This window comes from Streptosporangium sp. NPDC004379, from assembly GCF_042873875.1.
Taxonomy (GTDB): Bacteria; Actinomycetota; Actinomycetes; order Streptosporangiales; family Streptosporangiaceae; genus Streptosporangium.
In genome coordinates, this window is the sequence record NZ_JBIAMC010000019.1 from 1 (window position 1) to 24922 (window position 24922).

The window sequence follows — 24922 nt, forward strand, 5'->3', positions numbered from 1 at the left end:
CCCGGCGCCGGCGGGGGGGGGGGGGGGCCCCCGCCCCGCCCCCCCCCGCCGCGCCCCCCCCCGGGGGGGGGCCCCCCGCGGGGGGGGGGGGGGGGGGGGGGGGGCCCCCCCCCCCCCCCCGGCAGGTCCTACGCCCCTTCCTCCTCCAGGTCGTCGCTGTCGGGGAAGTCGGGCAGGTCGGGGATCTCACCGAGCTGCCGCAGTCCTTCGGCCGGTGCGGAGGAGGAGATGGAGTAGCGGCCCAGGACGTTGAGGTGGGCGTGGCCGAGCGGGGACAGCCGGGCGGCATCCTCATCCTTCACCGGGACGCCGTCGGCGCGCAGCCGGTCGACCGCAGCCGATAGGTACTTGGAGTTCCACAGCGCGACCGCGTTGACGACCAGCCCCAGAGCCGCTAGCTGATCCTCCTGGCCCTCCCGATAAGCCTTCCGGATCTGACCGTTGCCGCCATGGCAGATCTTGCGGGCGAGCCGGTGCCGCGACTCCTGCACGGTGAGCTGCTTGTTCAGCTTGCGGCGGTAAGTGTCGTCGATCGGGTCCAAGATGCTGAGCGGGTGCAGGGCCTTGTTCTTGGGGGGCTGGGTAAGGTTCCGGCTCTGGCCGAACGTCGCGCCGCATGCGCGTGGGCTTAGAGGAGCGAGGCGGGGAGAGGAGTGGTCCAGCGTTCAACTGCCGAGGGCGCGCTTTTGCGGGTGGATCGCCTCGCCGCGGGCGAGCATGTCAACGAGCCGGGTGATACGGCGGGCTCGGGTCTCGGCGCGTTTGGCGTTCGTGATCCGATAGAGAACGGCGTAGCGGTTCTGGGAGGTGAGAATGTCGAACATGGCTTGTGCCTGGGGTTTCGCGGCCAGTGCGGCGGCCAGATCGGCCGGCACCTCGATGCCGGCTTGTCCCGCGTAGGCCGCCTCCCAGCGGCCGTCGGCCTTGGCGCGTTCGACCTCGGTCATTCCGGCCGGATGCATCCGGCCCTCACCGATCAGACGGGTGACGATGGAAACGTTCCGCGCCGACCAGGGACTTCGCCTTCCGCGAGGGGTGAAGCGCCGGCAGAAGGTGATCTCATCCCGCCGTCGTAGCCGACCGTCGATCCAGCCGTGGCACAGGGCTTCGTCGAGCGCCTGGTCATAGGTCAGGCTGGTGGGCCGGGTCGTGTTCCGCTTGGCGAGGACCAGCCACACCCCTGCCGAGCTGTCGTGGTGCCTGCGAGCCACTCCCGCCAGGCTCGGGCATCGGTGGTCAGCGCGAGCGCCGCCCGCTCCTCCTCGGTGAAGAACGGGGTCTCGCGCCAGGTGATCACGCTGTGCAGCCGCTCGTTGGCCTCTCCATGCTTCTTCGCCGACTGGACGCCGGCGAACACACACGGGCTGCAGCCGTTGATCTGGCTGGCCCGCAGATGGACCAGCTCGAGCACGAGCGGGTCGACGCCACCGGCGTGAATCGCCTTCTGGAGATGCTGGACCGCTGTGATCACGTCGGAATTCGCCACGCTCTTCATGCGTGCTTCCATCAGTGTTGCTCCTTCATCGGTCACCTCGGCCCGTCCGGTTCCGTCATCTAGCGCACCTTGGCGGAGGTCATCGTCGTAATGGACTTTTCGGCCGAGGAGTCAGCCATGGTCAACACCGCGGCGCGGCTGCTGCGGCTGCTGTCTTTGCTGTCAACGCGGCGGTCCTGGACGTGCGCTGATCTTTCCGCCCAGCTGGAGATCACCGAACGGACGGTTCGCCGGGACATCGCCCGGCTACGTGAGCTCGGCTACGGCATCGAATCCGAGATGGGCCCATGGGGCGGCTACCACCTCGGGCCCGGAACCAGCATTCCGCCACTGATCCTTGACGAGGAGGAGGCCCTCGCAGTCGCTGTCGGGCTGCGCACCGCCGCCTTCAGCGGAGTCTCCGGCAGCGACCAGGCAGCCCTGTCGGCGCTGCTGAAACTACGCCGGGTGCTGCCGGCCAGGATCGCCGACCGGCTCGGCGGGCTGGACACCGCGTTCACCCACACCGCACGACCCGACGACAGCCAGATCTCCCCCGCGCTGCTCCTCGACCTGGCCACCGCGTGCCGGCGAGGCGAACGCACCCGGTTGACCTACCGCGACCGGACCGGAACGACGTCCACCCGCCGAGTGGGCCCCTACCGGCTCCTCAACGACAACCAGTAACACAAACACCCGCCGCACTGCCGGTCCGCGAAGACGCGACCTGCGGAAACGCTGTCTCAGATAGGAGGTCCGCGCCGCGGGGACCTGGATGCCGGACTGGGCAATCCCGCGCTGAACGCCACCGCGGAGGGTCGGACCGATGAACCGGGATTCAGGAGGCAGGCGGGGCCATCGGCACCCTCCGGCCCTGCCCCTCCGTATGCCCCATATGAGGCACGAGCAGGCACGCCAAGGACCTCGACCAGGGCAAACGGCCGTCTTCACGAATCGTCGTCAAGAGCGACTCCGCAGCGCCAAAATCCGGTCCGATCCTCCCCGGAGGCCGAGGTGAGCCCAAAAGGGGCCATGGGATGATCTTGCTTCGTGATCGACGAGCAGCCCGGCGCCACGGCCGCGGCGCCGGTACGGGGCTCGGGAACGGCACCGGCCTGGAGGGCGGCGAAGTCGGCGTGCGCGGCCTCGATGGCTTCGGGGTACGCCTCGCGCCTGGCGTGCTCGGCGAGCGCCCGGTAGATGCCGGCCACGGAGGGGTTCTGGCCCTTGCGCTTGCCGGTGGGGATGATCAGGCCGGGCTGGATCTGCTCGACGGACTCGCCGTTCGCCCGGCGCCGCAGCACGGTGTGCAGCATGTCCTCGGTGATGACCGGCGGCCGGCCGCCGTGCTTGCCCTTGCGGGCTTGAGAACGCTAGCCGCGTGGGGACGGGTCAACGGGTGCGTTCATAGTGGCGACGTGCTTTTTCGCGGTTGCCGCAGACGGCCATTGAACACCAGCGGGCGCGGTTGGCGCGGCTGCGGTCGAGCAGGAAAAGCTGGCACTCGTTGTTGGCACAGGGGCGCAGTCGGCCAGGCAGTTGCTTCTCGGTGGCGGCCCAGGCGAGGACCATCTCAACGGCCAGCCGGGCATGCGGGGGGGTCTTGAGCGTCCACTGAAGGCCACCCGAAGTGATCTCTGGGGTCTGGTGGACCCCTTCGAGCAGCGGGCTCATCGTGGCGGGCGAGCTTTCTCCGCGCACTATGCCCTGCAGGATGTCGCGCGTCTCGCGCAGCAGCGCGAGCTCCGCGAGGCTGCCATCGCCGCCGCGCTCCTGCGCCCAGCGCCTGCCTTCGGACGGGTCGCCGAGTGCGTCCTGTTCCTCGCCGTTGACCAGTGGCCTGCTGTTGAGCAGGTCCAGTAGCGCGTCCATCGGGTGCCATTCCCCTTCTAACCAGATCGAATCATTTGACAGGTTAGACCATCCCGTGCTTGCATGGCGAGAAACTAACCGGATTAGACACCCAAAGAGGTTAGATATGCACTCGGTGCACCACAGGACCGCCGCTGTCGACGGTCATGAGATCTTCTACCGCGAAGCCGGCCCCGCCGACGCTCCCGTGATCGTCCTGCTGCACGGCTACCCGACCAGCTCGTTCATGTTCCGCGAGCTCATCCCGCTGCTGGCCGACGACTACCACGTCGTCGCGCCCGACCACCTCGGCTTCGGCCACTCCGACGCCCCCCTCGTGGGAGAATTCACCTACACCTTCGACGCCCTCGCCGAACTCACCTCCGGACTGCTCGACCAACTGGGCCTGGACCGCTACGCCCTCTACGTCCAGGACTACGGCGCCCCCATCGGATGGCGCCTCGCGCTCCAGCACCCCGAACGGATCTCCGCCCTCGTCACCCAGAACGGCAACGGCTACGAGGACGGTTTCGTCGAGTCGTTCTGGACCGACGTCTGGGCCTACGGGGCGAACCCCGGCCCCGACACCGAACCCGCCGTCCGCGCCGCGCTGAGCATCGACGCCATCCGCTGGCAGTACATGCACGGCGTACCCGACCCGAGCCTGGTCAGCCCGGACACCTGGGAGCACGACTTCGCCCTCGTCTCCCGCGAGGGCAACGACGAGGTCCAGCTGGCGCTGTTCCACGACTACCAGAACAACCGCCCGCTCTACCCGCTGCTGCACGAATTCCTGCGCACCAGCGAGGTCCCGGTGCTCGCCGTGTGGGGCCGCAACGACGAAATCTTCGGCCCGGCCGGCGCGCAGGCCTTCGCCCGCGACGCAAAGGACGCGGAGGTGCACCTGATCAACGGCGGTCACTTTCTGCTGGAGAGCCACCTGGACGTCGTCGCGGGCTACCTGCGCGGCTTCCTCGGACGGGTGCTGGGATAAGTAGGGCCGGGGCTGGAAACGGAGGGCCACCGCGCCGGTCCCCACCCTAAAGCCGCATGCCATAGGTGTGACCATCCCGTGGCCCCTTTTGGGCTCGCCTCGGCGATACCCCCTCCAGACCGAGCGGCTCCTGCTCCTCGGCATCCCGGGGTTCCTCAACCCCGGCACGTGGCAGGGGTCCGCGTGGCCGGACGGATCCCGGCCGGACCGGCGTCGCGTGGCCGGGTCTCCGCCGTTCCCGGCGCGGTGGCCCGAGCCGGTAGCTTGACCGGGGGCGATGCCGGATCGGCGCCGGGTGAGACAGCCGGGCGCCCGGAGGGGACGGTCGGGGGATGCGGGTCACGTTCGGGGTGCTGGGGCCGGTGGCGGCCTGGGACGGCGCCGGGGACGCGATCGCGCTCAGGGGGCCGCGGCACCGCGCGGTGCTGGCCCGGCTGATCGTCGCCCGCGGCCGCGTCGTCCCGGTCACCCGGCTGGTGGAGGACCTGTGGGAGGACCCCTTCCCCGACACCGTGGGCCCGGTGGGTGCGGTGCGCACCTTCGTGGCCGCGCTGCGCCGCGCACTGGAGCCGGAGCGCCCGCCCCGGGCCCCGGCCCGGCTGCTGGTCACCGAGGGGCCGGGGTACGCGCTGCGTGCCGACCCCGGCGCGGTGGACGCCTGGTGCTTCGAGGATTCGGTGACCGCCGCCGCGGCGCTGCCTCCCGCCGAGGCGGCGGCACGGCTGGGAGAGGCGCTGGACCTGTGGCGCGGACCCGCCTACGCCGAGTTCGCCGACGAGGACTGGACCCGCGCCGAACGCTCCCGCCTGGCGGAGCTGCGGCTGCACGCCGTCGAGCGCCGGGCCGAGGCCCGGCTGGCCCTGGGCCTGGCGGCGGAGGCGGTGCCGGACCTGGACGCGCACGTGACCGGCCATCCCTGGCGCGAGGACGCCTGGCGGCTGCTGGCGCTCGCGCTGTACCGCGCCGGCCGCCAGGGGGACGCCCTGGCGGTGCTGCGCCGGGCGCGGACGCTCCTGGTCGAGCAGCTCGGGGTGGATCCGGGGCCGCGGCTGCGCCGTCTGGAGGCGGACATCCTCGGCCAGGCCCGCCATCTCGACCCTCCGGACCCCGGCCCCGACCCCGGCCCCGATCTCGACCACGGCTCCGCGGCGGCCGGTGCGGCCCGGGTGTGGGCGCGGGCGGCCGCGGCCTACGACCGCGCCGTGGCCTCCGGCGCCCGAGCACGGCTGGAGTCGACGGTGGGCCTGCTGCGCAACCTCGCGGTGACCGGCGCGGGCGGTCTGGAGGAGGCACGACGGCACCGGGTGGCCGCCGTCTCGGCGGCGGAGGAGCTGGGCGACGCGGAGCTGACCGCCCGCGTGATCGGCGCCTACGACGTCCCGGCGATCTGGACCCGGGTCGACGATCCGGAGCAGGCCGCCCAGGTGGTCGCGGCCGCCGAGCGCGCCCTGGCCGCGCTTCCGCCCGGTGGGCACGAGGCGGCGCGGGCGCGGCTGCTGGCCACGATCGCCGTGGAGTCGCGCGGCGACCGTACGGCGCGCGCCCTCCGGGCGGCCCGGGAGGCCGAGCGGCTCGCCCGCGACCTGGACGATCCCGCGCTGCTGGCGTTCGCCCTCAACGGCGTGTTCATGCAGACCTTCCACCGGGCGGGTCTGGCCGCGCGCCGCGACGGGATCGGCGCCGAGCTGGTCGCGCTGTCCGCCCGTCACGGCCTGGTCACCTTCGAGGTGCTCGGGCACCTCATCCGTCTGCAGGCCCGCGGCGCGCTCGGCGACTTCGCGGCGGCCGACCGCCACGCGGAGGCCGCCGACCGCCTGGCCGGGCGCAACGAGCTGCCGCTGGCGGGCGTGTTCACCCGTTTGTACCGGGTGATGCGGCTCGCCGAGGAGGGCGGCGCGCCGCGGGCGGAGGTGGAGGCGGCCTACGCGGCCGCGCGGCCGGACGGCGTCGGCATGCCGGGGCTGGAGTGCGGCCTGCTGCCGCTCGCGCTGCTGTGCCTGCGGGTGCGCCGGGAGGGACCGCCACGGACCGGCGGACACGCCGACGTGGAAGTGCGCGGGGACGGGTCCCCGCGGACCGGCGGGCACGCCGACCCGGGAGTGTGCGAGGGCGGGTCCCCGCGGACCGGCGGGCTCACCGGCTGGGGGCCGTACGAGCCGTGGGTCCGGCCCCTGGTCCTGCTGGACCGGGATCGCCGTGACGAGGCGGCGGAGGCGCTGCGCGCGGTCCCGGACCCGCCCGGCGACCTGCTGCATGAGGCTCTGTGGTGCCTGGTGGCACGGGCGGCGATCGCCGCCGGCGACCGGGAGACGATGGAACGCGCCCGCGCCGCGCTCGTACCCGCGGCGGCGGAGCTGGCCGGCGCGGGCAGCGGCGTGCTCAGCCTGGGCCCGGTCTCCGCCTACCTCGGCGACCTCGACGCCGCCCTCCGCCGCACCCGGTGAGCGGGCCGTACGGCCGGCGCCGCCCCTCGCAGCGCAGCGCTGTGACGGCGGCGCCGCCGTCCGAGGACCGCCGGGCGGTGGAGGCGCGAGCGTGACCGATGCGCACGTGCCCGGCCGGTTCGGCACCCGCCGGGGCCGGGCCGTCGCCGCCTTCGGAGCACACCCGTCCCGGCCATGCGGCGCGCTCGCGGGAGCCGTGTGATCGCCTTGGCCGGCGACATGACCGTCCCTTTTTCTCTCGTACTCGGCCTCTCCCCTGTTCACTCCCGCGCCTCAGACGTACTATGCGCTTGCATAGCATTCTCTCCAGAAGGGCAATTTACTATGCAATCGGATAGGAGCTACGGGCAGTGACGACATCAGGACACGAGGCTGAGGACCTGACCGCTCGCGCGCGGATCAGGGACGCGGCCTTGCGGCATTTCGGGGAGCATGGCTTCGACAGGGCGACGACCCGGGCGATCGCCGAGACCGCCGGCGTCTCTCCGGGACTGCTGCGCCATCACTTCGGGTCCAAGCAGGCCCTGCGCGAGGCGTGTGACGCCCACCTGATCAAACTGATCAGCAGGATCAACGAGCAGGCCGACGCCGACACGACCGCCGGCGTGAACAGCGTGAACCACGTCGCGGCCTCCATGGCGGCCCTCGGGCCCTACCAGCGATACCTGGCGCGCGCCCTGACCGAAGGATGGGCCGAGCCGGTGTTCGACGCGATGGTCCAGATGAGCGAGCAGTGGCTCGCAAGGTTGGACGAGCGCCGCTCTGATCCCCCCTTCACCGGCCGCAAGGCCAGGGCGACGGTGGGCACGGCGATGGCCCTGGCCGTCGCGATCCTCCACAAGCACGTGTCCCGAGGGCTGGGCGCCGACGTCTCCGGTCAAGAGGGCGCCCACCTGCTCGCCCTGACCCTGCTCGACCTCTACTCCCACCCCTGGCTCAGCCCTGAAGAGGCCGCCGCCCACCGCGACGCCCTGGACAGGACCCGGACGGACACCGGAGTCACGTTCGGTTCGGCCGAGGAGCGTCCCGATGCGTGACGCGATCTCCGTGACAGGCTCGGTCAAGACGTTCGGCGCCACCCGCGCATCGGACGGCCTCGCTCTCGTCGTGGCGGGCGCCGGAGAGGTGCACAGGCCCCCCACCCTGGAGGAGTCGTTCCTGCGGTGCTACGGCCGCCCCGGCGGGAGCGACGGGCGACACGCAGGAGCGACACCATGAGCCCTTTCACCGGCACCGGCCACCTGGTCCGCCTGGCACTGCGCCGCGAACGGTCCATCGCCCCCTGGTGGATCCTGCTGATCGTGGGCATGAGCCTGGTGATGGTGGCCTACATCAACCGCTACATGGCCACCAGGGAGCTGAAGCTCACCTACCTCGGCATCATCACCAGGACGCCCTTCCTCCATGCGATCGGCGGCGGCCGGGTGGAACCCCGGCTCGAGGTGCTCGCGACCTGGCGCAGCGGCGGCTTCCTGTACGTGGCAAGCGCGTTCGCCGCCCTGATGTCGGTCATCCGGCACACCCGCAGGGAGGAGGACGCGGGCAGGGCCGAGCTGGTCCGCGCCGCCGTCGTGAGCCGTCGTGCCCCACTGATCGCCGCCGTGCTGGTGGCGACGGGCGTCAGCCTGCTCGCCGGGGCGCTGACCGCGGCCGCGCTGATCACGGTCGGGCTCCCGCCGGTCGGGTCGGTCGCGTACGGCACCGCCATCGCGCTCGCGGGCTGGCTGTTCGGGGGCGTCGCCGCGGTCGCCGCCCAGCTCGCCGCCGGGGCCCGCACGGCCACCACGATCGCTCTGTCCGTGCTCGGGCTCGCCTACGTGATGCGCATCTCCGGGGACGCCATGGGACAGCCCTGGCTGAAGTACCTGTCCCCCATCGGCTGGAGTCATCTCGTGCAGCCGTACCAGGACGAGCGGTGGTGGCTGGCCGGTGTCGTGTTCGTGGCCGGCGCGGCGCCGCACGCGCTCGCGTGCCGGCTGCTCGACCGCCGTGACCTCGGCGCGGGCGTGCTGACCGAGCGGCCGGGCCCGGCCACGGCCCCGAAGCTGCGCGGCCCGGTCAGCCTGGCCTGGCGGCTGCACCGCGGCCTGCTCCTGAAGTGGGCGGTGGGGGTCGGGGTCTTCGCGGGGGCCGCAGGCGGGCTGTCCCCGTTGACGAACGACCTGCTCACGCGGCCGAGCATCATGCTCGACACCATCACCACCATGACCGGCATGCGATCGCCGTCACTTGCCGCGTACGTCTGGTACCTGATCATGATCATGGCGTACGCCGTCGCGCTCTACCCGGTGCTCATGGTCATCCGGCTGCGGGCGGAGGAGGTCTCGGGCCGGGGGGAGGCGGTGCTGGCCACCTCACTGACCCGTCTGCGCTGGGCGGGCGGGCACCTGCTCGTGGCCGGGCTCGGCACAGCCGCGCTGATGACCGTCGCCGGCCTGGTCTTCGGCATGGTGTTCTCGCTGCTCGTCGGCGACCTCGCCATCGATCTACCCCGTTTCGTCGCGGGGGCGCTGACCACCGTGCCCGCGGCGTGGAGCGTGGGGGCGGTCTGTGTGCTCGCGTACGGGCTGACACCGCGGGCCGTCGTGGCGATCTCCTGGTCGGCCTGGGTCCTGACCTCCGCACTGGGACAGATCATCACCCCCTTCTACGGATTCTTCGGCGGTCTCCCCGTGGAGCCGTTCCACTACGTCGCAAACGCGATGACCGGGACGCCGTACGATGCCCGCCCGACCCTCGCGCTCACCGCGGTCACCGTCCTCCTTCTCATCGGCGGCCTGCTGTCCCTGCGCCGTCGCGACTTCGGCTGACCTCCCACGCCGAACCCGGCCGGAACGGGCCGGTCGTGTACCCCGGCGCATCGGGTCGGTGGCGCGCCCGTCCCCGAGCCCGACCACATCGACGGAGCCCGACCTGGTGGGCACCCGGCCTGCCACCGCGTCGAACCGGCCGCCACATACCGTTGGCGTGACCAATGAATGCATGTACAGTTGGTGATACCAACGTTGGCCTTGCCAATCAATTGGGCGTCATGGTCGTGGAAACCCTCCGGCCATCAGGCGTCGAACGAGTCCCCCGGAGTGAAGACCATGATCAAGCCGTTCCGCATCGCCGTCCCCCAGGCGGACCTCGACGACCTGAACGACCGGCTCTCCCGCACCCGCTGGCCCAACGAGGTCGCCGACGCCGGATGGGACTACGGCTTCCCCCTGGCGCGGCTCAGGGAACTGGCCGAGCACTGGCGCACCGGCTACGACTGGCGCGAACACGAGGCCGCGCTCAACGAGCTTCCGCACTTCACGACCGAGATCGAGGGCCAGAACATCCACTTCGTCCACGTCCGGTCCCCGAAGCCGGACGCGCTCGCGCTGATCCTCACCCACGGCTGGCCCGGGTCGTTCCTGGAGTTCCTCGACGTGATCGAGCCGCTGTCGCGCGACTTCCACCTGGTGATCCCGTCCATCCCCGGTTTCGGCTTCTCCGGGCCGACCCACGAGCGCGGCTGGGACACCGTCCGGGTCGCCCGGGCCTGGGCCGAGCTGATGCGCCGCCTCGGATACGAGCGCTACGGCGCGCAGGGCGGCGACTTCGGCGCGGGCATCTCCATCGCACTCGGCGCCGTCGCGCCCGAGAACGTCGTCGGGGTGCACGTCAACTACCTGCCGACCCGGCCGGACCCCGGCGTCGAGGTGTCCGAGGCGGACGAGGCCCGGCTGGACAAGGTCCGGCGGCTGATGGCGGACCGCCCGCCGTACCAGGCCCTGCAGGCGCTCACCCCGCAGACCATCGGCTACGCGCTGACCGACTCGCCGGTCGGCCAGCTGGTCTGGATCGCCGAGCGGTTCGCGCAGTGGACCGACCCGGCCACGCCGGTCGGCGACGACCGGATACTCACCGACGTATCGCTGTACTGGCTGACCGCGACCGCGGCCTCCTCGGGCCGGCTCCACCGCGACAGCCCGCGAGGCGGCGGGCAGCCCTGCCGGGTGCCGCTCGGCGTGGCGGTGTTCCCCCACGACATCACCCAGTCGGTGCGGCCGCTGGCCGAGCGGCTGTACGACGTCAGGCACTGGTCGGAGTTCGACCGCGGCGGCCACTTCGCCGCGATGGAGGTGCCGGAACTGCTCGCCGGGGACGTCCGGGCCTTCTTCCTCGCCCGCACCTGACCCGGCCCCGCCTCCGGCCCGCGCCCTACGACGCCGCCGGAGCCGGCCGCCGCCTGATGACCCATACACCCATGCCGTACATCGCCAGGCCGAGCAGGACGAAGGCGGCGGCGACCGGATAGCGCAGGCCGGGCGGCATGTACGTGGCCAGGAACCAGCTGTGGCGCAGCATGCCGTCGGACACGAAGACGGCGGCCAGAACGCCCTGCGGGACCAGTGGGACGGCGCCGAAGCCGAAGCACCAGCCGGCGACGGTCTTCCGGGTTTTGGACAGCTGGTCGAAGCGGGAGGTCATCGTCGTCCGCGGCCTGCGGCCGGTCCGCATGACGTCCAGCAGTTCGGGGCCGTGCGCGCGCAGCCGCCGCTCGGCCAGCAGGCCGAGACCCCAGTAGCACAGTGCGCCGGACGCGGCGCCGACGGCCACGCCGGCCCAGCCGTACCGGATCGCCGTCAGGACCGCGGGCGCGCCGGTGAGGACCACGAGGACGAGCATCAGGTAGGCCAGGCCGGTCAGGCCGCTGTCGTCCTCACTGGTACGCAGCGGGTTGCCCGCGCGGCGGTGCGGGTCGGTGCCGGGCACCAGGGCGTACACCGAGATCAACGGCACCAGCCCGGCCGCGCCGCCGAGCAGGGCGGGCATCAGGGCCAGGACCGGCGGCCACGGGCCGCCGGCGACAGCGGTGAACGCCACGGCGAGCACGGTCGCCACCGGCGCGTGAGCCGACAGCCAGGCCAGCTGCCGGCCGCGCACGTCGCTCGCGCCGGGCGTCATGAGCGTCAGCCACAGGGCCGTGCCGTCCGTGCCGTAGAGGTTGGCGGTCATGGCGGCCGCCATCACGACGAAGACGGGGCCGGCGTAGGGAAGCATGGCGTCCCAGCCGAGAAGCAGCGGGCTCGCGGTGAAGCAGAGCGCGTACGACAGGGCGAAGGCGAACTGGTGGTTGCGCACCAGGTCGCGTGACCAGGTGCGCAGCTCCTTGGCGACGACCGCGCCGACGGCGGTGCCCGCCGTGATCGGCCGCCGGCCGCCCGCGGAGACCCGGGCCGCGCCCACGCGACGGGCGATCAGGGCCGCCCACGCGCCCAGGAGCAGCAGCGCCAGTACGGCCAGCGCGCCGAGCGCCCACCAGTGGCCCCGGACGGCGAGCAGTCCCCACCCGGAGGGCAGGTACCACACCGCGGCGGGCACGCCCGTCTGGCCGAAGACCACGAAGAAGACCCAGATCTGCCCGAGCGCCGCCAGGAGGGCGCCGTTGATCAGGCCGGAGGTGAGCGCACCCGGCCGGGACCGCAACGCCAGCCCGACCACCGCCACGCTCACCTTCGACAGCAGCACGAGCACGGCCAGCTGCAGCACCATCGCGACCACGGCCACCAGGGCGTTCACCACACCGAGGCGGACGCCCGCGACCAGCAGCCCGAGCAGCGCGCCGAGACTGACCAGCGGTGCGACGCCGACGAAGGCCGCGACCAGCAGCCCCGTCGCCAGACGGCGAGGTGGCAGGCCGAGCAGGGAGAAGTACTCCGGACGCAGCGTCTCGTCGCCGCCGCCCATGAAGACGGGCCCGAGCATCCAGCCCAGCAGCCAGACCGCGTACCCGGCGGCCAGCAGGTCGGGGCCGGCGAAGGCGAGGTAGACCGTTCCGGCCGCGAGCAGCACGCCGAGCACGGCTCCCGTGCCCGCCATCTGCGCGCGTGTGCCGTGGAAGGAGTGCCGCAGTACGGCGAGCTTCATCCGGGCCATGGTCAGCGCGACAGCCACGACAGCTCCCTGACGTCGTCGTCCTGGTCACCGACGAGCCCGACGAACGCGTCCTCCAGGGAACGCTCGCCACGCACCTCGTCCACCGTGCCGACCGCGGCCACCCGGCCCTTGGCCATCACCGCGACGCGGTCGCACAGCTGCTCCACCAGCGCCATCACGTGGCTGGACAGCACGATCGAGCCGCCGCCGGCGACGAAGCCGCGCAGGATCTTCTTGATCGCGGCGGCCGAGACCGGGTCCACGGCCTCGAACGGCTCGTCCAGCACCAGCAGGCGCGGCGCGTGCAGCAGCGCGATGGCCAACCCGATCTTCTTGCGCATGCCGGTCGAGTACTCGATGACCAGCGTCCTGTCCGCACCGTCCAGTTCCAGCACGGCCAGCAGCTCCTCGGCCCGCCGTGCCACCACGTCTTCGGCCAGGCCGCGCAGCAGGCCCAGGTAGGTGAGCACCTCCCGCCCGGTCAGCCGCTCGGGCATGGCCAGCCCGTCGGGCAGCACCCCCACCGTGGCCTTGGCCCGCTCAGGGGCCGCCCACACGTCCTGGCCGAAGATCTCGGCGCGGCCCGCGTCCGGCCGCAGCAGGCCCACCGCCATCGACAGCGTGGTGGTCTTGCCGGCTCCGTTGGGACCGACCAGGCCGAAGAACGACCCGCCCGGCACCTCCAGGTCGACGTGGTCGACCGCGAGTCCGTGGCCGAATCTTTTGACCAGGCCGTTGAGGCGCAGGGCGGGAACGTCGGTTGATGCGCTCACGGACTTCCTTGTCGAACGTTGGCGAACGGGCCTTCCCCGGAACATGACACGGGTCATTGTTCGGCAGACAGCACCTTATGGGCGGACTGCCGCCCGCATAAAGTGTTTCCGATAATCCCGACGCGGCAGAGCGGACACCTACGCGGGCGCGTCGACGTCGCCGGCGGGATCCGGGCGGCGCAGCTCGACCACCGCGTCGATGGCGTCCCGGATCCCGCCGGGACCGGTCACCGGCCGAACGAGCTGCTCGGCGCGTACGGTCTCCAGCCCCAGACCCTCGACGTCGGCCAGCACGTCACCGGGGGTGAACAGCACCGCGGGGTCCTGCGGCCCGCCGACGCCGCGCGTCAGGTTCGTCGTGTCGTGCCCGGCCACCAGGAGCGTGCCTCCCGGGGCCAGGGCGTGCGCGGCCGTCCGGTGCACGCGGCGGCGTTCGGCGGCGGGCAGGTGGAAATAGGCCAGGACGACCAGGTCGACCGGCTCGGGCGGGCTCCAGGCGGTGGCGTCGGCGTGCACCCAGGTCACCGGCGCCCCGCGGCGCTCGGCCATCGCCTCGGCCTTGCCCAGGGCGACCGAGGAGAAGTCCACGCCGGTGACCCGCCAGCCGCGCTCGGCCAGCCACACGGCGTTGCGGCCCTCCCCGCAGGCCAGGTCGACGGCGGTGCCGGGCGGGCGGCCGTCCAGGGCCTGGGCGACCCACCGGTTGGGTTCGGCGCTCCAGACGAGTTCGGCGGCGGCGTATCGCTCGTCCCAGGCGGCGGCGTCCATCACGGGGCCTCGCCGGTCGTGACCGCGGCGCCGGGCGGCGTGCGGAAGGTGATGATTCGGGGGCGGCTCAACGGAGTTCTCCTGTTCTTCGGACGGCTCTCACGGGTTGTACCGCGAGTGATGCCCCGGGAGCCGGGATCGTCACCCGGCTTCCGGGGCGTGGCCGGGGCAGGTCCAGGGTTCGGCGGCCCGGTTCAGTGGCTCAGCGCGGCCGGGTTGAACACCGCCTGGGCGGCGACGAATGCCGCCACAGCGAAGACCAGGTAGGCGAACCAGCGGCGCAGCCGTACCGGATCCAGGCGGCGGCCCAGCCGGGCCGCGGTCAGCGACCCGGCCACCGCCGCCGCGGTGAATGACACGATGACGCCGTAGTCCAGCGCCGGCTCCCCGGCGTGGGCGGCGAACCCGGCGGCCGAGTTGACCACCACGATCAGCAGCGAGGTGCCGACCGCGGCCGTCATCGGCAGTCCCAGCCCCAGCACCAGGGCCGGGATGACGAGGAACCCCCCACCGACTCCGAACAGGCCGGTCAGCACGCCCACCGCGGTGCCGGCGCCGATGGCCTTGGGCAGGCAGCCGCGCCAGTTGACGCCGCCGCCGGGCAGCTCGCACGCCCCGCCCGTGGAGGCCTCCCCGGCCAGCATCCGCCACCCGGCCAGCATCATGAGCGCGGCGAAGCCGATCAGGACCGCCTGCGGTGGCAGGAGCCGGTTGAGTGCGGCGCCGCCGAACGCGGCCACCGCTCCGGCGCCGCCGAAGACGGCGGCGATGCGCCAGCGCACCTGGTGCGCGCGGACGCGGGGCAGGACGGCGGTGACCGAGGAGATCCCCACCACCAACAGGGAGGCCGGCACGGCGGAGCTCAGGGGCAGGCCCACGCCGTAGACCAGGGCGGGCACCGCCAGGATGGATCCGCCGCCGCCCAGCAGCCCGAGCAGGACACCGATCGCGGCGCCGAGGCCCAGAGCGGTCGGCATGACTTTCTCCGTTCGGTCGTCTCGATCGTCTTCAGCGAGCCGGGGCGCGGTCCCGTGCCGGGACGGCCGCGCGCCGGCTCACCCGTGACCGCCGGCCAGGGCGCCCAGCACGGTGGCGATGTCGGCGCGCGGGCCGCGGTTGTAGGGCAGCTTGGCCAGCATCATGCCCATCGCGCAGGTGCCGGACAGGGCGGCGAAGGTCAGCCCGCCGCCGATGGCCGCGGCGAGCCACTTGGCCGGCGGGAACACCGTGCTGACCAGGACCGAGCCCAGCACGATCGAGCCGGCCACCAGGCGGACCTGACGTTCCAGGTCCCAGCGCGGCCTGCCCGACGCGACCGGCGCTCCGGCGGCCTGCCAGGCGGTGATGCCGCCAGTGAGCACGCGCAGGCCCGGCAGGCCCGCGGTCGCCAGGGCCTGTTCCGCCTGCGTGGCGCGCTGCCCGGACCGGCAGATCAGCACCACCTGCTCGTCCAGGTGGGCGCGCAGCTCGGCGCGGTGTTCGCGCAGCAGGTCCAGCGGCACGTTGTAGGAGCCGGGGATGTGGGCGGTCTCGAACTCGCCGGGGGTGCGCACGTCGATCAGCCGGGGCGGGCGGCCGGACTCCAGCAGGACCCGCAGGGACGCGGCGTCCAGGGCGGCGGGGGCCGCCGGGTTCGTGGCGGTGGTCATGTGGTGCTCCTTGTCGGGATGTGACGGCGGCCGGCCGCTTCCCGGGCAGACCGCTTCGGCATGGGTGGTCTCCGGGCGGTCAGCTCTCGGGGGCGGTGACGGTCAGGCCCGCGCCGGCGGCTTCCGTGTAGGCGTCGTCGATGTGCACCACCCGGTGCCCGGCCCGCCGCAGCAGGCCGGTGGCCGCGGCGGCGCGGTAGCCGGAGCCGCAGTGCACCCACACCGTTCCGTCCGGCACGTCGGCCAGCCGGTCCGGCAGGTCGGGCAGCGGGATGTGCACGGCGCCGTCGATGTGCCCGGCGCGCCACTCGTTCGTCATCCGCACGTCCAGCACCGCGTCCGGGACGGGCAGCCCGTGCGGGGCCCGCCCGGCGCGGGCGGCGGCCAGGTCGGCGAACGTGGCGACGGCCAGCGATCCGAGGCGGGTCTCGTCGCCGTCGGCCCACTCCTCCGGGGCGCCGGTCGCGGCGGCGGCCGGGCGGTCGACGCCGATGCGGGCCAGCTCGCGCTGGGCTTCGGCGACCTGCTCGGGCGACTCGCCCAGCAACGTGATCGGCGCGCCCCACGGGGCCATCCAGCCCAGCCAGGTGGACATCGGCCCGTCCAGGCCGAAGCTCAGGGTGCCGGTCAGGTGCCGCCGGGCGAAGGCCTTGCGCGAACGCAGGTCCACCACCCACTCTCCGGCCGCGATCCGCTCCCGCAGCTGCCCGGCGTCGGCGATCCCGGCCGGGGTCAGGTCGATCAGGTCGGCGCCGGCGCCGTTGCGCGCACCCATGTGGGCGTAGTAGGCGGGGTAGGCGTCCAGCCCGGCCAGGGTCTCGGCGACGAAGTCGTCGGCCTCCAGTCTCAGCGCCGGGTTGGCCCGCCGTTCGCGGCCGATGGTGGAGTCAGGGGCGTCGGACTGGGCGGCCGAGCAGAAGCTGCCGAATCCGTGGGTGGGCCAGACCTGCGCGCCGTCGGGCAGCAGGTCGGCCAGGCGGCGCACCGAGGCGTGCTGGTGGTGGGCCAGGGTGTGGGCGTGCCGCTCGCCGAGCAGGTCGGTGCGGCCGGTGGTGCCGAACAGCAGCGACCCGCCGGTGAACACGCCTTCGGGCCCTTCGGGGCCGGACAGGACGTACGACAGGTGGTGGAAGGTGTGTCCCGGGGTGGCCACCGCCGAGACGCGCATGGCCTCCGACAGGACGATCTCGTCGCCGTCGGCCACCGGCAGCCGGTCGAAGCCGACGGTGTCGGCCCCGGCGACCAGGTAGGTCGCCCCGGCCACCCGGGCCAGGGCCAGTCCGCCGGAGACGTAGTCGTTGTGCAGGTGGGTCTCGGCCACGTGCGTGACGCGCACGCCGAGCCGGCCGGCCAGGGCGAGGATCCGGTCGATGTCGCGCTGCGGATCGACCACCAGCGCGACGTGGCCGTCGTGGGCCAGGTAGCTGCGGTCGCCCAGGGAGGAGGTCTCCACCACCTCGACGTGGATCGTGGTCACCGTGTTACCGCCTTCGTGTCGTCGGGGCCTTCGCGCCGGCGGGGCCTTCGCGTGGCCGGAGCCGGAATCAGGACCGGGTCGTCGCGGTACGGCTTACAGCCGGCCGCTTCGGGGACCGTCATCACGCGACTCCTCGTCAAAAATACCAGGGGGGGTATCCATCGATCAGAAGGATATACCCACGGGGGTACCCATCGGTCAGGGGTATCCCCAGTTCGGAGGGGGTACCCGTTCGGCAGGCCGGCGAACGGGCATCCGGGCCCGACGCATCCACCCGACCCGGGAGGCGCCGGCCCGCGAGGCTCCGGTCCGCGGGATCCCGGTCCGCGAGGCTTCGGCTTGCGAGGTCCCTGGCCGCCTCAGGACTCCGGGCCGCTTCAGGACAGGGCCAGGAACAGCTTCTCCAGCCGCTCGGGGGTGATCGGCGGCTCCTCGCCGTTCTCCCGTGCCAGCTGGCACTGCTGCAGGCCGGTTGAGATGATTTTGAATCCGGCGCGGTCCAATGCCTTGGACACCGCCGCCAGCTGCGTCAGCACCCGCTCGCAGTCCTCGGCGTTCTCGATCATCGCGATCACCCCGCCCAGCTGGCCGTGGGCCCGCTTGAGCCGGTTGAGGGCGTCGGACAGAACCGTCGCGTCCATCTCCATGTTTCACCTTCCCGCCCGGCGCGCACCCGGACGCGGAGGAGACGGAGGTCTTCCCCACTCCGGGCGGGGCGTCCCGAGGACGCCCTCACTCCCCCGCAACCATACCCCCACCCGTATTCTTCCCCGTGGAATCGTCGGACTCCGTCTCCCGTCCGCGCGTCTCCCACCCGGCGAGCAGGCGGCGTACGGCCTCCTGGGCGGCCGTCTCGACCTGGCGCAGCGCCTCCTCCCCGGTCTGGGAGCGCGCCTCGGCCACCGCGGCGGCGGTACGCGCCTCATCGCGCTCGGCGCGCGCCGCGTCCCGTTCCGCACGGACGGCCCGCAACTCCTCACCGGCGGCGTCGCGCTCGGCCAGGGCCCGGTCACGCTCGCCGCCCGCCTGACGCGCCGCGGCCCGCTCCCCGGCCAGTTCCTCCCGCAGCCGGGTGAGCTCCGCGGTGAGCTCCTCGCGGATCCGCCCGGCCTCCGCCCGGATCTCCCCGATCTCCGTACGGGCCTGCTCCGCGTCGGCCATGGCCCGGTCACGCTCGGACTCGGCGCGGCCGGCGCGGCCCTCGGCGGCATCCAGCCGTTCCCCCGTCCGGGCGAGCTCGGCGGCGCGTCCGGCCAGCTCGCCCTCCAGCGCGGTGATCCTCGCCGCCTGCTCGGCCTGCAGCGCGGCGGCCCGCTCGCGCTCACCGGCCGCCGCCGCGGTCAGCGCCGCCAGCTCGGCGGCCCGGTCACGCGCGGACGCCTCGGCGGTGGCGGCCCGCCGTACGGCCTCGGCGGCGGTCTGCTCGGCGCGGGCGCGCTCACTCTGGTGCTCCCCGACCGCCCGCCAGGCAGTCCGCTCGCTCTCCTCGGCGCGCTCCCGTACGACGGCGGCCTCGCTCACGGCGGTACGCGCGGCCTCGACCTCGGCCTTCGCCCTGTCCTCGGCCGCCGCGGCGCGGCGTTCGGCGGCGGTGACGCGTTCGGCGGCGCGCTGCTCGGCGAGCGCGGCGGCGGCCCGGGACTCCTCCGCGGCCTCCTCGGCGGCGTCGAGCTGGGCCAGGGCGCCGGTGGTGGCGGCGTTCAGCTGGGCGGTGAGCGCCGACAGCGCCGCGGACCACTGCTCCCCCGCGCTCAGCAGCGGCGCGGCCAGCGCCTCGGCACGCCGCAACGCCTCGGCCACGACCGGCGTGTGGGCGGCGGCGCGGGCGCGGTGGGCGGCGGCCCGGCAGGAGTCACCGCAGTACACGGCCGGTCGCCCGGCGCGCCGTCCGGAGATCTCCAGCCGGTTTCCGCAGCCGGAACGGGCGCACAGCGGCCCCTGACGGCCGGGCGGCTCCCCGCCGCCGGACGGCCGCGTCACAGGGCCGGCGCCCTCGCCGTCGGAGCCCTCATCCGCGGGTTCCGTACGAGGTGCCGGTGGAGGAGATCCTGTTTCCGCCATGAGCGTGAGTGACCGCCTGTCGCAGGAGAGGGCCGAGGCCGGGCCGATGAGAGCGGCACCACGTTACCGGCGACGGTGGGGGAGCCGAAGCGCACCGGCGGCGAGGCGCGGCGGTCCTCCCCTCCCGGCCGTCGAGGGTGAGGGCTCAGCCGCGCCGGCTCAACGGGCCAGGGCGTCGAGCCGTCATCGGGCGGTGTAGCCGCCGTCGACGGGCAGGGCGACGCCGGTGACGTAGCCGGCGCCGGGGCTGCAGGCGCTCTCGTCGGCGGCCAGGCCCATCCCGGAGGAGGCGCCGGTGACGAAGGAGACCTGGCCGGTGAAGTCATAGACGGGATTCATGAGGAATCGCTCCTGTCGGAGGTGCGCGGTGCGGCCTGAGTCAGGACGTGGCCTGGATGGTGCGGAACTAGGCGGTAGCGGGGGCGGCGGCGCGGGCGTGCGAACGTGGTCAGGACTTCGGGGTCATGGCTTCAGGAGGGTCTTGATGGCGCGGCGTTCGTCCATGGCCTTGTAGCCCTCGGCGACCTGGTCCAGGGGCAGCGTGAGGTCGAAGACCCTGCCCGGGTCGATGGCGCCGGTCAGGACGCGCTCGATCAGGTCGGGCAGGTAACGGCGCACGGGAGCGGGACCGCCGCGCAGGCCGACGTGGGAGAAGAACAGCTCCTGCCCGTCGACCGTCACGTCGTGGGGGACGCCGACGAACCCGACGTTGCCGCCCGGCCGCGCCGAGTGCAGGGCCTGGCGCATCGCCTCGGGAGTGCCGACGCACTCCAGCACGCTGTCGGCACCGATTCCGCCGGTCAGCTCCTTGATCCGTGCCACGCCCTGATCGCCGCGTTCGGTGACGATGTCGGTCGCGCCGAACGCGCGGGCCAGCCTCTGGCGGGGCTCGTGCCGGGACATGGCGATGATCCGCTCGGCGCCCATCTGCCTGGCCGCGATCACCGCGCACAGGCCGACCGCGCCGTCACCGACCACCACGGCGGTGGAGCCGGGGCGGACCTCGGCGGCGTCGGCGGCCCACCAGCCGGTGCCCATCACGTCGGAGACGGCCAGCAGACCCGGCCAGAACTCCTCACCGGGCACGCCGTCGGTGGCCACCAGCGTGCCCTGGGCGTTGGGGATGCGGACGTGGTCGGCCTGGCAGGTACTCATGAACTCACGGTTCACACAGTTGGACTGGAAGCCGTTGCGGCAGTTGGCGCAGGTGCCGTCCGAGGTCGCGAACGACCCGACGACGAACTGCCCCGGCTTCACCGCCGTCACCTCCGAGCCGACCTCCTCCACGAAACCGACGTACTCGTGGCCCATCGGATGCGGCGCGTCGGTCGGCTCCGCACCGCGGTAGGGCCACAGGTCCGAGCCGCACACGCACGTCACCGCGGTGCGGATGATCGCGTCAGTGGGGTGGAGGATCTCCGGGTCGTCCAGGGTCTCGAAACGGATGTCGCCAGGGGCGTGGATCACTGCTCCGCGCATGAGGAGAGTCCTTTGCTCGATAGGGGCGCACCGGTAGGCCTCCGGCCGTGCCGCGTGCGCGTGGGAGCCCGGAACCTCAGACGGCGGACCGCCGGGGCCGGGCACGGGCCTCTCCGATCACCGGCCCGACACCCGGCGGGATGAAGCCCACACTTCCTAGATAACCCCTGGTCGGCGCACGTAACCAGTCACCGGTGAAGGGTGTGCCGGCAGTACATCCCTACGGCCGCGCCGGCACGTAATGTCGAGGTGTGGACAGCCGTGAGGAAGCCCGCGAGTTCCTGACCTCGCGGCGCGCAAAGATCACCCCCGAGCAGGCCGGGCTGCCCGCCGGTTCCCGGCGCCGGGTGCCGGGACTGCGCCGCAGCGAGGTCGCCGCCCTGGCCGACATGAGCGTGGAGTACTACGCCAAGCTCGAACGCGGCAACCTCGCCGGCGTCTCCCCGGCGGTCCTGGAAGCCCTCGCCCGCGCACTGAGGCTCGACGACGCCGAACGCGCCCACCTGCTGAACCTGACCCAGGCCGCCGACGGCACCGACGCCCTCACCCGCCCCCGCCGCCGACCCGCCGAAGGCCGGTGGAAACCGCACCGCAGCCTGCAATGGACCCTGGACGCCATCACCGCCGGGCCCGCGTTCGTCCGCAACGGCCGCATGGACATCCTCGCCGCCAACCGGCTCGCCCGCGCCTTCTACAGCGACGTCTACGCCACCCCCGGCAACCAGGCCAACCTGGCCCGCTTCAACTTCCTCGACCCCGCCTCCCACCGCTTCTACCCCGATTGGGACCAGGCCGCCGACATCGCCGTCGCCATCCTGCGCACCGAAGCCGGCCGCAACCCCCACGACAAGGATCTCCACGACCTGGTCGGCGAACTGTCCACCCGCAGCGACGAGTTCCGCATCCGCTGGGGCGCCCACAACGTCCGCCACCACGGCACCGGCACCAAACGCTTCCACCACCAGGCCGTCGGCGACCTCACCCTCGCCTACGAGGGCCTGGAGATGGCCGCCGAACCCGGCCTCACCCTCACCATCTACACCGCCGAACCCGGATCGCCCTCCGAAGAGAGCCTGCGTCTGCTCGCCTCCTGGGCCGCCACCCCGGAGATTCCTGGACACCGTGGCGGCGTCCATCCAATCGGATCCGATGCCGATCGATGACAGGGCACTCGGTTTCCTCGTGGGCCGTCACGGGCGTCACCCCGCGCTCCAGCCGCCCCTCTTGAGCGCGGCCGCGACATCGGCGACGCGGCGGGCCTGGTGACGGGCCGCCTCCAGGGACACGTCGCCGGGCGCGCCGTCGCCGGTCACGTGGGAGGCCCCGTAGGGGTTGCCCGACCGGAACTGGATCGGGTCGGTGTAGCCGGGAGGCACGATGACACCGCCCCAGTGGTAGAAGGTGTTGCCCAGCGCCAGGATGGTGGACTCCTGCCCGCCGTGGGCGGTGTTGGAGGCGGTGAAGGCCGAGTACACCTTGCCCGCGAGCCTTCCCTGGTACCACAGGGGCCCGGTGGTGTCGATGAACGCCCGGAGCTGGCCGGCGGGGTTGCCGAAGCGGGTGGGGGTGCCGAACAGCACCGCGTCGGCCCAGCCCAGGTCGTCGAGGCCCGCCTCGACGACGTCGGCGGTGTCCCGTAGGTGGCGGGCCCAGTCAGGTCTGGCGGCGATCGCCTCCTGTGGGGCCGTCTCGGCGACCCTGCGCAGCCGCACACTCGCGCCGGCCTTCTCCGCGCCTTCGACGGCGGCCCGTGCCAGGGCGTGAACCGTGCCCGTGGCGCTGTAGTAGATGACCGCTACATTCACCGGCTCCATGCTCGGCTTCCTTTCTCAGCGTCCGTCTCTGCGGTACGACGACGCACCTCCGCCGAATGTGAGGCGGCGCACCGGCCTCACGCCCCGGACGGTCCGCGCCGCGGGACCGGATGGACGGGAAAAGGGAAGAGGGAACGCCGCCGGGCAGGGCCGGTGACACCGGGCTCGCGCGGGCACGCCGACGCCCCAGGCCTGTTCCGGGCCCGGGCCGGACGGACACCGGCCCCGGACCCGGACGAACCCGGGCTCAGGGTTCGCGGGCGCGGAGGTAGACGTCGAGTTCGCCGGCACCCCTGAGCATGGCGCGGCCCCGGGCGGACAGGCGGGCCCGCCAGTCGTGCAGGGCCGACTCCAGCGGGGCGACGCCTCCGGCGGAGCGGACCTGGGCGATCAGCGGGGCGATCTGCTCCAGCAGGTAGCCGCCCCGCCTGAGCTGGTGGGCCAGCCGGACGTCCCGCACGTCGGCCGCGTTGTAGACCCGGTAGCCCGTCTGCGGGTCGCGGCGCGGCCGGACCAGTCCGGCGTTCTCCCATTTGCGCAGAGTGGCGGGACGGATGCCGAGTTTCCTGGCCAGCGGGCCGATGAACGTGTCGCCGTGCTCCTGTGGCACGGGAGCCAGATCGCGGAGCGCGGCCTCGACGGCCTGGAGGGTGCGGCGGTCGTCGAGGAGGCGGCCGTGGCTCTCGTCGACGAGCCGCAGCGCGTCCTCGACGGCTCCCCGGTCGACCGCCTGCATGATCGAGGTGGCCGTCTGGTGACCGTGTCCGAGCACGAGGGCGAGGAACGCGCGCAGGGCTTTCGCGTGCAGCGGCGTGTAGACGCGGTAGCCGTGGACCGTGCGTCCGGAGGCGGGCAGGATGCCGGCGTCCTCGTAGTTCCTGATCGCCTGGGTGGACAGGCCGTGCTCGCGTGCCAGGTCCACCGGCCTCATGAGTGCACCCCTGATTGAAGGTTCCTCGGAAAAAAAAGGGATTTCTTCGGGAAAAGCTTACACCGAGTGTTCAAAGATACCGTTGAAGGCATGGACATCAAGGACACGGCCCGCTCACTTGACGGCGCGGGCGTCTCGGCGTTCCTCCGGTCGCTTCCCGCCGAGCCCCTGCTGCTCGGCCTGGGTGAGGCCAGGCACTTCGTGGGAGAACTGGGCGAGGTGCGCAACGAGATCTTCCGGCATCTGGCCGAGAACGAGGGCTACCGCTCGTTCGCCATCGAGAGCGACTGCCTGATGGGCCTCGCGGTGGACGACTACGTCACGACGGGCGCGGGCACGCTCGACGACGTCATGGAACGCGGCTTCAGCCACGGCTTCGGTGACGCACCGGGTAACCGCGAACTCGTGCGCTGGATGCGGGCGTACAACGAGGAGCACGACGACAAGCTCCGGTTCTTCGGGTTCGACGGCCCGCTGGAGTACTGGGCGGCGAGCCCGCGCCAGGCGCTCACCGCCCTGCACTCCCTCCTCGACGGACCGCTCCCCTGCACCGCGGAGACCCTCGACGCGCTGCTCGGCCCGGACGAGCGGTGGTCGGACGAGGCCACGGTCATGGATCCGTCCCGGTCGATCGGCCGGTCGGCCGACGCCCAGCGGCTGCGCGTCATCGCCGACGACCTGGTGGCGCTGCTCGACACGCAGGCGCCGCGGCTGAGCGCGCGGGACATGGAGCGGGCGGCACTGTACGGGCGCACCGCCGTAGGCCTGCTCCGCTACCACCACTGGATGGCCGACACGTCCCCGGCGCGTTGGGGCCGGCTGTCGGCTCTGCGGGACGCGATGATGGCCGCCAACCTGCTGGCCGTCGCCGAGCACGGCCCGGCCCTGGTCTTCGCCCAAAACCTCCACCTGCAGCGGAACAGGAGCCTCATGTCGTTCGGCGACCACGAGCTGGAGTGGTGGGGCGCCGGGGCGATCGCCGCCACGCATCTGCGCGACCGGTACGCGTTCCTGGCCTCGGCCTTCGGCACGGCCGGCGACGACACCCCGCCCCCGGACACCGTCGAGGGCGTCCTGTCCACGCTGCCCTGGGACCGTTCCCTCGTCGACGCCCGCCGCCTGGCCGAGGCAGTCCCGGACCTCACCCCACGCGTATCCCACGATTTCGCCTATTTCCCGCTGGACCCGGCCCGGCTCGACATGATCGACGGCATCGTCTTCCTCAAGCAGGCGGTCAGGCTCTCCCACTGGCCCCCGTCCGGCTCGGAATGACCGGCGGCCTCGTCACTGCGGCCCC

Annotated in this window: 25 protein-coding genes and 1 pseudogene; 9 read left to right on the forward strand and 17 right to left on the reverse strand. The window is 73.0% G+C overall.

Translation table 11 applies throughout. The features are described 5' to 3' along the window. Positions 1–128 precede the first annotated feature (128 nt). From ACFYSC_RS30940 to ACFYSC_RS30950, 3 genes and pseudogenes are all read right to left on the reverse strand, one after another. Positions 129–566, reverse strand: a pseudogene (locus ACFYSC_RS30940) (Tn3 family transposase); the annotation flags it as partial. A 99-nt stretch (positions 567–665) separates the two neighbouring features. Then, positions 666–1178, reverse strand: coding sequence for a YdeI family protein (locus ACFYSC_RS30945; protein ID WP_389968678.1), 513 nt, complete (start codon positions 1176–1178; stop codon positions 666–668). After that, positions 1130–1507: a carboxymuconolactone decarboxylase family protein gene (locus ACFYSC_RS30950; protein ID WP_389968680.1), complete on the reverse strand. Its 378-nt coding sequence runs from the start codon at positions 1505–1507 to the stop codon at positions 1130–1132. The genes ACFYSC_RS30945 and ACFYSC_RS30950 overlap by 49 nt, the downstream gene beginning before the upstream one ends. A gap of 105 nt (positions 1508–1612) precedes the next feature. Between ACFYSC_RS30950 and ACFYSC_RS30955 the strand changes: the two genes are divergently transcribed. After that, entirely contained in the window at positions 1613–2161 is a 549-nt protein-coding gene (locus ACFYSC_RS30955) for a helix-turn-helix transcriptional regulator (protein WP_389968682.1), read from the forward strand. 260 nt (positions 2162–2421) lie between these two features. Here ACFYSC_RS30955 and ACFYSC_RS30960 read toward each other — a convergent pair whose 3' ends face one another. Continuing rightward, positions 2422–2790, reverse strand: coding sequence for a hypothetical protein (locus ACFYSC_RS30960; protein WP_389968683.1), 369 nt, complete (start codon positions 2788–2790; stop codon positions 2422–2424). Positions 2791–2866: 76 nt separating this feature from the next. Further along, positions 2867–3346: a CGNR zinc finger domain-containing protein gene (locus tag ACFYSC_RS30965; protein WP_389968685.1), complete on the reverse strand. Its 480-nt coding sequence runs from the start codon at positions 3344–3346 to the stop codon at positions 2867–2869. A 106-nt stretch (positions 3347–3452) separates the two neighbouring features. On the opposite strand from ACFYSC_RS30965, the gene ACFYSC_RS30970 reads away from it, so the two are divergent. The 6 genes from ACFYSC_RS30970 to ACFYSC_RS30995 all read left to right on the forward strand — a co-directional run bounded on the left by ACFYSC_RS30970 (position 3453) and on the right by ACFYSC_RS30995 (position 10929). Further along, a complete protein-coding gene (locus ACFYSC_RS30970) occupies positions 3453–4319 on the forward strand; it encodes an alpha/beta fold hydrolase (protein WP_389968687.1) in 867 nt (288 codons plus the stop codon). A gap of 332 nt (positions 4320–4651) precedes the next feature. Continuing rightward, positions 4652–6763 carry a BTAD domain-containing putative transcriptional regulator gene (locus ACFYSC_RS30975; protein ID WP_389968689.1) on the forward strand — a complete coding sequence of 704 codons (2112 nt, stop codon included), beginning with the start codon at positions 4652–4654 and terminating at the stop codon, positions 6761–6763. 350 nt (positions 6764–7113) lie between these two features. After that, entirely contained in the window at positions 7114–7800 is a 687-nt protein-coding gene (locus ACFYSC_RS30980) for a TetR/AcrR family transcriptional regulator (protein WP_389968691.1), read from the forward strand. Then, the gene (locus ACFYSC_RS30985) at positions 7793–7981 is read left to right on the forward strand and encodes a hypothetical protein (RefSeq protein WP_389968693.1); all 189 of its coding nucleotides are present in this window, start codon (positions 7793–7795) and stop codon (positions 7979–7981) included. Before ACFYSC_RS30980 ends, ACFYSC_RS30985 begins: the two co-directional genes overlap by 8 nt. Then, a complete protein-coding gene (locus ACFYSC_RS30990) occupies positions 7978–9573 on the forward strand; it encodes an ABC transporter permease (RefSeq protein WP_389968695.1) in 1596 nt (531 codons plus the stop codon). Before ACFYSC_RS30985 ends, ACFYSC_RS30990 begins: the two co-directional genes overlap by 4 nt. A gap of 279 nt (positions 9574–9852) precedes the next feature. Further along, the gene (locus ACFYSC_RS30995; protein WP_389968697.1) at positions 9853–10929 is read left to right on the forward strand and encodes an epoxide hydrolase family protein; all 1077 of its coding nucleotides are present in this window, start codon (positions 9853–9855) and stop codon (positions 10927–10929) included. A 25-nt stretch (positions 10930–10954) separates the two neighbouring features. On the opposite strand, the gene ACFYSC_RS31000 is transcribed toward ACFYSC_RS30995, so the two are convergent. The 10 genes from ACFYSC_RS31000 to ACFYSC_RS31045 all read right to left on the reverse strand — a co-directional run bounded on the left by ACFYSC_RS31000 (position 10955) and on the right by ACFYSC_RS31045 (position 20880). Then, positions 10955–12691: a hypothetical protein gene (locus ACFYSC_RS31000; protein WP_389968699.1), complete on the reverse strand. Its 1737-nt coding sequence runs from the start codon at positions 12689–12691 to the stop codon at positions 10955–10957. Next, positions 12676–13491, reverse strand: coding sequence for an ABC transporter ATP-binding protein (locus tag ACFYSC_RS31005; RefSeq protein WP_389968701.1), 816 nt, complete (start codon positions 13489–13491; stop codon positions 12676–12678). The genes ACFYSC_RS31000 and ACFYSC_RS31005 overlap by 16 nt, the downstream gene beginning before the upstream one ends. A gap of 93 nt (positions 13492–13584) precedes the next feature. Beyond that, positions 13585–14214 carry an SAM-dependent methyltransferase gene (locus ACFYSC_RS31010; RefSeq protein ID WP_389968703.1) on the reverse strand — a complete coding sequence of 210 codons (630 nt, stop codon included), beginning with the start codon at positions 14212–14214 and terminating at the stop codon, positions 13585–13587. A 194-nt stretch (positions 14215–14408) separates the two neighbouring features. Next, complete coding sequence (locus tag ACFYSC_RS31015) at positions 14409–15191, reverse strand: sulfite exporter TauE/SafE family protein (RefSeq protein ID WP_389968705.1); 783 nt, start codon at positions 15189–15191, stop codon at positions 14409–14411. A gap of 78 nt (positions 15192–15269) precedes the next feature. Next, positions 15270–15863 (reverse strand): rhodanese-like domain-containing protein, encoded by a 594-nt coding sequence (locus ACFYSC_RS31020; protein ID WP_389968706.1) that lies wholly within the window; start codon positions 15861–15863, stop codon positions 15270–15272. A 79-nt stretch (positions 15864–15942) separates the two neighbouring features. Beyond that, on the reverse strand, positions 15943–17340 hold the full coding sequence (locus ACFYSC_RS31025; protein ID WP_389968708.1) for a rhodanese-like domain-containing protein: 1398 nt from the start codon (positions 17338–17340) through the stop codon (positions 15943–15945). 377 nt (positions 17341–17717) lie between these two features. Next, positions 17718–17987: a metal-sensitive transcriptional regulator gene (locus ACFYSC_RS31030; protein WP_362931900.1), complete on the reverse strand. Its 270-nt coding sequence runs from the start codon at positions 17985–17987 to the stop codon at positions 17718–17720. Between the two features lie 85 nt (positions 17988–18072). After that, positions 18073–19320 carry a hypothetical protein gene (locus ACFYSC_RS31035; RefSeq protein ID WP_389968710.1) on the reverse strand — a complete coding sequence of 416 codons (1248 nt, stop codon included), beginning with the start codon at positions 19318–19320 and terminating at the stop codon, positions 18073–18075. A gap of 264 nt (positions 19321–19584) precedes the next feature. After that, positions 19585–19740 carry a hypothetical protein gene (locus ACFYSC_RS31040; protein WP_389968712.1) on the reverse strand — a complete coding sequence of 52 codons (156 nt, stop codon included), beginning with the start codon at positions 19738–19740 and terminating at the stop codon, positions 19585–19587. A 123-nt stretch (positions 19741–19863) separates the two neighbouring features. Continuing rightward, positions 19864–20880 carry a zinc-dependent alcohol dehydrogenase family protein gene (locus ACFYSC_RS31045; RefSeq protein ID WP_389968714.1) on the reverse strand — a complete coding sequence of 339 codons (1017 nt, stop codon included), beginning with the start codon at positions 20878–20880 and terminating at the stop codon, positions 19864–19866. A gap of 251 nt (positions 20881–21131) precedes the next feature. On the opposite strand from ACFYSC_RS31045, the gene ACFYSC_RS31050 reads away from it, so the two are divergent. Continuing rightward, positions 21132–22043 (forward strand): helix-turn-helix transcriptional regulator, encoded by a 912-nt coding sequence (locus ACFYSC_RS31050; protein WP_389968716.1) that lies wholly within the window; start codon positions 21132–21134, stop codon positions 22041–22043. Between the two features lie 36 nt (positions 22044–22079). On the opposite strand, the gene wrbA is transcribed toward ACFYSC_RS31050, so the two are convergent. Together wrbA and ACFYSC_RS31060 are read right to left on the reverse strand one after the other, a co-directional pair. After that, complete coding sequence (gene wrbA / locus ACFYSC_RS31055) at positions 22080–22694, reverse strand: NAD(P)H:quinone oxidoreductase (RefSeq protein ID WP_389968718.1); 615 nt, start codon at positions 22692–22694, stop codon at positions 22080–22082. Positions 22695–22941: 247 nt separating this feature from the next. Next, positions 22942–23625 (reverse strand): TioE family transcriptional regulator, encoded by a 684-nt coding sequence (locus tag ACFYSC_RS31060; RefSeq protein WP_389968720.1) that lies wholly within the window; start codon positions 23623–23625, stop codon positions 22942–22944. Positions 23626–23715: 90 nt separating this feature from the next. On the opposite strand from ACFYSC_RS31060, the gene ACFYSC_RS31065 reads away from it, so the two are divergent. Beyond that, on the forward strand, positions 23716–24897 hold the full coding sequence (locus tag ACFYSC_RS31065) for an erythromycin esterase family protein (RefSeq protein ID WP_389968722.1): 1182 nt from the start codon (positions 23716–23718) through the stop codon (positions 24895–24897). Positions 24898–24922 lie beyond the last annotated feature (25 nt).